Genomic DNA, 7,766 nt, shown 5'->3' with positions numbered 1-7,766 from the left:
CTCGCGACCCCAACCTTGGCAAGGTTGTGCTCTACCAACTGAGCTATTTCCGCAATATTGAGCTGTTGCCGAGGATTACGTCCCGTGATCCTCTGGGCGCCCTGCGAGAAATACTTACGTTGTTTTTAAAATTCTCCGAATCTGGCGTTGCGCGGCCGATCTTTTTCCGGCAAGCGGACTTGTCGGGAAAAGACAGCCCTCTCAACGCCAACGCCTGACGGCTCTTCTAAAAACAACGAAGAACATCTCTCCGAGCTGTTGCCGAGGATTGAACTCGGGACCTCTTCCTTACCAAGGAAGTGCTCTACCACTGAGCTACAACAGCAATTTACAAAAAAAATCTCCACCCCCTCTCATCCATCCCCCCCCTGCGTCCCACCCCGGAGGCCTGAGATCGTGTGCAAAGGTAGACAAAATTTCGGCTCCCGCAAGGTCGGGAGCGAGATTTTTACACTTTTTTTTCGCCGAATCCATACAGCCGATTCATAATCAATATCTTCCACACCTCCATTTCAGATTCGTCCCCGCCCCGGGCTTCCGCGACGCAGGCAATAATGGGCGGTTAGGCGATCCGGTGCACGTCGGCGACTACGGGTTCGGCTGGTCTTCCGCCACGAGCGGCATCCTCGGCCTGGACTTGTATTTCGGTTCGCAGAGCCTCTACACCAGCTACTCGGACTACCACGCCTACGGTTTTCAGTTGCGTTGCCTCTCGGAATAAACGGCACCCACAGGGTGTTTTATTGGCAGCCTCTACCCTAATATACCTAAGGGCTGCCTCATGGGTAGCCCTACCTGTGCGCCGTCGAGTCCGCAGCCACAGGAGCTACGGAAGGAGCTGACGGAGATTCGGGAGCTCCCGATGAAGCGCGGCGCAGACGGCGTCGTTCCTGTCGCGCTGCACGCCGCTCACGGGCGGCTGCCCGCCAGCGGCGGTACCGTTCCTTGAGGTCTTTCCAGCTCTGGAACTCCTGCCGGTAGTAGACGCCCACGCCGTTGTCCTGCAGCCCCTGAGACTCGTCGAAGCGGTCGATCGTCCGGGTGAAGCCCTTGACTTTCAGAGACCCCGACTTGTTCAGCACCCAGGTCAGGTAGCCGTCCACCGAGAACGGGTTGTTGCTCACCTGATAGGCTCCGCGCTGCCCGACGTCGTAGTTCCCGCCCACCTCCAGCGAAAGTTTGTTGGCGATCAGATCCGCCCCCACGTCGAAGGTCACCTCCTCGGAGGTCAGCTCGCTCGAGGGGCGGTAGCCGAAGCGGATGTTGTAGTTCGCCCCGGAGATGAGGTTGCTGATCTGGTTCGAGAGGAACTCCATCCCGGCGATCCCCGCCAGCGAGCCGCTCATGGTGCCGATGGCGTTGGTCTGGTCGTCGGGCATGAAGCTGTTCGAGAGCATGAGGTAGGCGAACTGCATGGTGGTCGCCTCCTCGGTATTGAGGAGGTTGCGGAGGAGGTTCTTGGTCTCAGGATCGGCCCCCGGTGCGGTCACCGAGAGGCGGATGGTGGGGTCGAACAGTCTGTCTGTCAGATGGATTCCGCAGCTCACGTTGACATTCCCGCTGCCCGTCCCGCTTCCCTGGGCGTTGGCTCCCAGGAGGGGTTTCAGCGACGTCCGGACGCGATAGGCGGCGTCGATGTTCACCAGCGGGTCGGCCGGGTCGCCCGTCCACTGGATCGAACCGCCCGGCTGGATGATGAAGTATTTGTTGGCCAGCACCCCGTAGAGCGTGAAGAGGTAGGTGCCCTCCGCAATGTCGTACTGGCCGTCCATGGTGAAGATGTCGCGCGCGGGGACGATGTTCATCCGGAAGCGGCCGTTGCCGCGACCGCGGATCACGTCGCCGAGCCGCGGGTCGAGGACGATCTGGGCCTCCGTATTAGGCAGGGCGGTGAGGTTCAAGTCGACGTTGAGCTCGCTTTTGGTGCGTCGGCGCTGGGGGCGGCGGAGCTGACGCCGGAACTGCTCGACGCGGTCGACGGGCGTGCGGACGGGGGGGTCGACGAAGGAGATGAAGTCGGCTTCGGCGATGGTCGAGACCTCCGAGAGGGGCAGCACGAAGGTCGAGCTCCGGGCGGTCTCGGCCCGCACGTCGATGGCGGTGCGGTAGTCGTCGCCGGTGACCGAAAAGGCGCCCGTGCCGTAGATCTTCCCGTAGAAGTCCGGGTTGTCGGCCAGCGTGGTGTTCAGACAGAGCAGGTCGCGGAAATCGACCTTCACGCCGAAGCGGAGCTGGCGGAAATATCGGCTGTCGAACCAGGCGGAGATGGAGCCCGTGCCTCCGTCGCCGTCAGCGAGCGGCGACGGGGGCAGCTCGAAGCGGTTGTTCGTGACGGTCACGGGCCCCGAGAGGCTGTACCGCGCCCGGGTATAGGCCACCGTGGCGGCATACTCGTCGACGCCGATCGTCCCGTTCAGCACGGGCCCCCCTTCGGGGCCGCCGGTCAGCGAGAGCTTCGTCCGGGCCCGGCCGCGCGTATCGACGAGCACGCCCTGCAGCAGAGGCTCCAGCAAGGCCATGTCGAACCGCGGGAGGTCGAAATCGACCCGGTAACGCCGCTCGCGGCTGTCGTAGTAGCCTGCGATCGGGGTCGCCCCGTCGGGGGTGTCGGCGGCGAAGCGCACCCACCGCCGTTCGCCGTCCCACCGGCTGCGGAAGTCGGCCGATCCGAGCAGATGCTGGTTCATGGCGAGGGAGTCGACCCGGAGGTCGGCGCCGAACTGCAGGGCGCCGAAGGGGGCGACGAGCTCGGCGAGGCCGTCCATGCGCCCGCCGATGCGGTAGCCCTGCCGCTGGACGAGCCGCGTGAGGGGCGAGAGGTCGAGCCGTTCGAAGCCCACGCGCAGGGTGTCGCTCTCGAGGGCTGAGGCGCGGCCTTCGACGGTGAGCCGCTGGCCGCCGCTCCGCACGCCGAACCGCCGGAAGCCGATGCCGGTGGAGTCGATCAGCAGGTGGCCGGGCTGGATGAACCACTCGCGACCTTCGACCCGGAAGGAGGTGGGATAGAACCGGACGTCGAGCTGCGGCAGCCCCGCGGCGGAACGGCCGATGGTGGTCGAGGTGCTGACCAGGGCGCGGTTGCCGTTTTCGGGATTCTCGAAGCGGGTGGCGAGGGCGATGCGGTTGTGGCCGACGCCGCCGACGACCGACATTCGGGGCAGGTCGAGGGGGCCGATGCCGAACTGGTCGGCAAAGGCGTAGACCGAGACGGAGTCGCCGCGGTTGCGGCACTCGACGATCAGGTCGCCGACGTAGAGGTTCCGCCGCAGGATGTAGTCGGATTTGACGCTGAGGTTGAATTCGTCGCGCGCGGGGTCGAAGAGGAAGCCGACGGAGGTCCCTTCGGCCACCTCGAGCCCGGGAACGAAGATGGCGGCGACGTTGTTGGCCTGTTTGACGTCGATTTTCAGGAGGTAGTATCCCTCGGGCGCGGCGGCGGAGTCGGCCTCGGCCGTCTGCACGGCGAGGGGACGGGAGATGCTGTCGGGCGCCGAGAGCGAGGGCAGGTAACGCCGCAGGGAGTGACGGAAAAAGCGGAAAAAGCGTTCGTATTCGGCGGCTCCGCGCAGGTCGGCGTCGGCGAAGCCGGAGCGCATGGAGAGCCGCCGCGACCGGGCGCTGCTGCGGGCTTCGAAGCGGATGGCGCCGGCGTGGACGGTGTCGAGGGGGTTGACGTAGGCGAGGCTGTCGATCTCGGCCCGCCCGTTCAGGTCGTCGAGGTTCGTCCCGGCGGCGTGGGCCCGGCAGCGCATGGCGAGCTGCGAGAGGGTGTCGCGGCGGTTGAAGCCGAGGGCGACGAGGTCGGCGCGGCGAAGGGCCAGCTCGAAGTCGTAGGCGGGCACCGGGTCGCGCAGGTCGAGCCGCCCTTCGGTGGTGAAGTCGAGGTGGGGGTCGGCCGATTCGAGGCGCCCTTCGAAGAGCTGTCCGGCCCAGCGGCCGTTCATCCGGATGTCGTGGTAGGCGTAGCCGCGGAAGTCGAGGCGGTCGATGGTGGCGTCGGTGGCCAGCGTCAGCTCCCCGCCGTCGGTCGCGGCGTCGACGCCGGCCGAGAACGAGACGGCTCCCAGGCGAGGCTGTCCGAGCAGCGGGCCGAGCCCGAAGGCTTCGGTGGCGAGGCGGCCGGTGAAGCGGGTCTGCCCGGCCCGTTCGCCGGGCCGGAAGCGCAGGGTGCCGCCCACCAGCCCCTGGGCGGTGGTGAGCTCGCCGGTGGCGGTGAAGTCGCGCACGAGGCCGTCGAAACTACCTGTAAATCCGATGGTTCCGGCGCGCTGCAACAGGGCGGCGAGAGCCGGTTTCAGCTGCCGCCCGGCGGCGAGTTCGCCGTAGATGCGGCCGACCTCGTCGCCGTCGCTCTCCAGCCGGTCGATGCCGATCCGCAGCCGTGTCCGGGCCCAGTCGGGCAGCCCCCGCACGGCGAACGTAGCGTCCAGCCGGGTGGCTCCGTTCCTTGCGCCGCACAGCCGCCCGGAGAGGTCGTCCACGGTGCCGCTCACGGCGAGCGAGTCGAACGAGAGGGCGGCTCCGATCTCGGCCGGACGGCGCAGGAAACGGGCGATGGTTCGGTAGGAGACGGACGAGGGCAAGGCTTCGAGGTCGATCCGCACGGCGCGGTCGAACTGCCGGAGCGCCTCCCACCCGTCGTCGAAACCGAGGTCGGCGCGGCGCAGGTGGAGCACGGACAAGGGGGTCTCGGCCCGCAGGCGGTCGATCCGGATGCCGCCGGGGCCGGCCGCGATCTGCCGCGCGGTGAGGTTCCGGAGCCGGAAACCGCTCTGTTCGTCGAAGTTGAAGTGCTCGATCCGCAGGGCGACGGAGTCGTCGCGCACGGCGACCGCACGGGCCTGAAAATAGAGGCCCTGAATATCCAAATCGTTGAAATTCACCTGACTGCTGCGCACGACGGAAGCGCTGTCGGAGGGTGCTCCGCGCAGGGTGAAGCGCAGGCCGAGGAGGTTGAGCTCGCGGGCGGTGAGCCGCAGCCGGATGGGCCGCGGAGGGTCGGGACGCAGCCGGCCGATGACGTAGCCGAGGTTGGTGCCGCGCCCGGCGGTGTCGCGGGCGATGTGCAGGACGCCGTCGTCGAGCGACACGACGCCGAGTGCGATCCGGCCGCTGAAAAAGTCGAGTCCGTCGATGCCGGCCTCCACGCGCCGCATATATAATAAGGTGTCGGCCGGCCGGAAGGGGTCTTTGACACACAGGCCGCTGACCTCCAACCGATTGAAGAAGGCGATGTCGACGCGGTCGACGGTGAGTTCGGTGCCGATGCGTTCGGAGAGCCGCCGGGCGAGCCGCTGCACGACGAAGGTCTGCACGGCGCCGATCTGCAGCAGCAGTCCGGCCACGACGGGCAGGACGACGGCGGCGACCACGAGCCACGAGAGGACGACGAGCAGGCGTTTGAGGATTTTCCGAAGCATACGGGAGGGGGCGGCGTGCGGGCGGTTCCGGCGTGGCGGAGCGGCACACGGCCTTGCAAAGATAAGCAAAGATCGGCAGCTTTCGGGCCCCGGGTCTCGCACTTAAATCGGGAAAAAAGCGGCCTCCGGTTTTCGATTTCGCCGAAAAACCGTTACTTTTGCGCCGACAAGGGCGCCGGCCGGGAGACCCCAATGGGTCTGCGTACGACTTAACGCGCTCAGAAACAACGAACTATCACACCATCATGGCAGAAAATCATAACAAACACGCGAACCAGGCTCCCGAGCAGGTCATCGAACAGAGCCTCGGACGTTTCGAACTCTTCATCGAACGCAACGGCAAGAAGCTCCTGATGGCGCTCGGCGCGATTATCGTGATCGTCGGAGGGTACTTCTCCTACAAATACCTCTACCTCGCGCCGCGGGCCAAACAGGCGTCGGCGGCGATGTTCGAGGCGCAAAACTACTTCGAACGCGACTCGTTCGCGCTGGCGCTCAACGGGAATGCGGCTTTCGACGGCTTCCTGACGATCGCCGACGAGTACGGGAACACACCGCAGGGGAATCTGGCACGGCATTATGCCGGGATGTGCTATCTCTACCTGGGCGAGTTCCAGCAGGCGATCGACGCTTTCGAAAAATACGACGTTTCGAAAGACAATGCGGCGGCGGAGCTGATCGGGGCGCAGAACCTGGGGCTGCGGGGGGATGCGTATGTCGAGCTGGGCAACCTGGAGCAGGGGGCGAAGCTCTATGAACGGGCGGCGGAGTTCAGCGACAATGTGGCCACCACGCCGGTCTACCTCAAAAAGGCGGGGATGATTCACGAACAGGCGGGGCATGCGCAGCAGGCTCTGAATCTCTACGAACGGATCCGGAACGACTACCCGCGGAGCATTCCGGCACGGGACATCGAAAAATTCATCGCCCGGGTTCAGCAGCAGCTGTAACGAGCTGTCCATCAGACACCGACGACTGATTTCCACCCATACCGAGGCGGGGAGAGGAGACGAACTTTTCCCTGCCTTTTTTGACGCCGTTCCTCCCTTTCCGGAACGGCCTCCTGCTCCCGTCGGAGGGAGCGAATCACTTGCAAACCAAAGCTATGGCTTCCGAACTGAAAAACCTCTCCGTTTTCGACCGGCCGGTGCCGGCGGCGACCGAAATGTCGTTCGGCATCGTGGTCGCCGAATGGAACCACGACATCACCTCGGCCCTGCTCGATGGAGCGGTCGCCACGCTCCGCGCGGCGGGATGCGCCGAGGATAAAATCAGTGTCAAATGGGTGCCCGGCACTTTCGAACTGGCCATGGGGGCGCAGTACTTCGCCGAATACACCAATGTCGATGCGGTGATCGTCCTGGGGTGTGTGATTCAGGGCGATACGCGCCACTTCGACTTCGTCTGCCAGGGGGTCACCAGCGGGGTGCAGCAGATGCAGCTGAGCTGGAACATGCCGATCGCGTTCGGGGTGCTCACGACCAACGACCGCCGGCAGGCGCTCGACCGGGCGGGCGGACGGCTCGGAAACAAAGGCGACGAGGCGGCGGCGACGGCGATCAAGATGGTGGCTCTGCAGCGCGAGATGGAGGCGGAGGACAACGGTGAAACGGCTGCCACGGCGGGCACGGGGACGGAAAACCACCCGGTGGTGAACTGATTTTCAGGCTTTTTACTCCAGACTATTTACAGATGCGCCGTTCTTCGGAAGGTTCCGAAGAGCGGCGTCTTTCTCTCTTTAGGGCGAGCTATCGGTTTGGTTCGGGGGGCCCGCCCCGGGCTTCCGCGACGCGGGAAACAGCGGGGCGTTGGGCGCACTGATGGGCGTCGGCAGCTTCGGCTACAGCCTTTCATCGCAGGTGAACGCGATTAATGGAGTATGGTTGGAATTTCGCCCAACATTGCTCGAGCCCAGTTTTACTTTCAGTCGCGCCTACGGTCTTCAGTTGCGTTGCCTCTCGGAATAAACGGGGCGAGACGGTCTTAGCGATGCGCAAGCATCGCTCCGTCCCGCCGGGGTCACCCGGACGCCGCCCGCGAAGGGCAGTTCCGTCCGGTTCGAAGCTCGACAGTCGCCCGCCCCGCTTAAAGAGGAATTTCACTCGTTTTGCGGTAAGCAAAACCGAGATGAAATTCCAGCGGGCGACTAAAACAAGCGTTGACAAGCCCGCGCGCCACGCCTTAAGAGGGAAATCGTCAAAATGTGCTGGCACGTTTTGACAAGATTTCCCAAGGGCGCGCGGAAAAAACTCGTTTTACTTAATGTTGTTTGACTGTCAATGTTGAGAAGATAGTTTACCTCTTCTCTCTGTTCCGCTTAGGCCGCGGAGGCCCCTACTTTCTACT

General features: G+C 64.6%; 6 protein-coding genes and 1 tRNA gene. 5 read left to right on the top strand and 2 right to left on the bottom strand.

The window, feature by feature from the left end; translation table 11 throughout:
• A partial coding sequence (locus QZ292_RS08570) for a hypothetical protein (RefSeq protein WP_294600569.1) occupies nucleotides 1-218 on the top strand: 218 nt, incomplete at its 5' end.
• A gap of 35 nt (nucleotides 219-253) precedes the next feature.
• Here QZ292_RS08570 and QZ292_RS08565 read toward each other — a convergent pair.
• Nucleotides 254-325 (bottom strand) — tRNA-Thr (locus tag QZ292_RS08565).
• Between the two features lie 249 nt (nucleotides 326-574).
• On the opposite strand from QZ292_RS08565, the gene QZ292_RS08560 reads away from it, so the two are divergent.
• On the top strand, nucleotides 575-721 hold the full coding sequence (locus tag QZ292_RS08560) for a hypothetical protein (RefSeq protein WP_294600567.1): 147 nt from the start codon (nucleotides 575-577) through the stop codon (nucleotides 719-721).
• 70 nt (nucleotides 722-791) lie between these two features.
• Here QZ292_RS08560 and QZ292_RS08555 read toward each other — a convergent pair whose 3' ends face one another.
• Nucleotides 792-5,420, bottom strand: a complete 4,629-nt coding sequence (locus tag QZ292_RS08555; protein WP_294600565.1) for a translocation/assembly module TamB domain-containing protein — start codon at nucleotides 5,418-5,420, stop codon at nucleotides 792-794.
• Between the two features lie 245 nt (nucleotides 5,421-5,665).
• Here QZ292_RS08555 and QZ292_RS08550 point away from each other — a divergent pair, with 245 nt between their 5' ends.
• The 3 genes from QZ292_RS08550 (at nucleotide 5,666) to QZ292_RS08540 (ending at nucleotide 7,387) form a co-directional block, all read left to right on the top strand.
• Complete coding sequence (locus QZ292_RS08550) at nucleotides 5,666-6,370, top strand: tetratricopeptide repeat protein (protein ID WP_294600563.1); 705 nt, start codon at nucleotides 5,666-5,668, stop codon at nucleotides 6,368-6,370.
• Between the two features lie 155 nt (nucleotides 6,371-6,525).
• Nucleotides 6,526-7,080 carry a 6,7-dimethyl-8-ribityllumazine synthase gene (gene ribH, locus QZ292_RS08545; RefSeq protein WP_294600561.1) on the top strand — a complete coding sequence of 185 codons (555 nt, stop codon included), beginning with the start codon at nucleotides 6,526-6,528 and terminating at the stop codon, nucleotides 7,078-7,080.
• A 148-nt stretch (nucleotides 7,081-7,228) separates the two neighbouring features.
• A complete protein-coding gene (locus QZ292_RS08540) occupies nucleotides 7,229-7,387 on the top strand; it encodes a hypothetical protein (RefSeq protein ID WP_294600559.1) in 159 nt (52 codons plus the stop codon).
• Nucleotides 7,388-7,766 lie beyond the last annotated feature (379 nt).

Source organism: uncultured Rikenella sp., from assembly GCF_910577125.1.
Lineage (GTDB): Bacteria > Bacteroidota > Bacteroidia > Bacteroidales > Rikenellaceae > Rikenella.
Note: the sequence above shows the minus strand (reverse complement) of the source record. Positions and strands in the feature narration are given on the sequence as shown.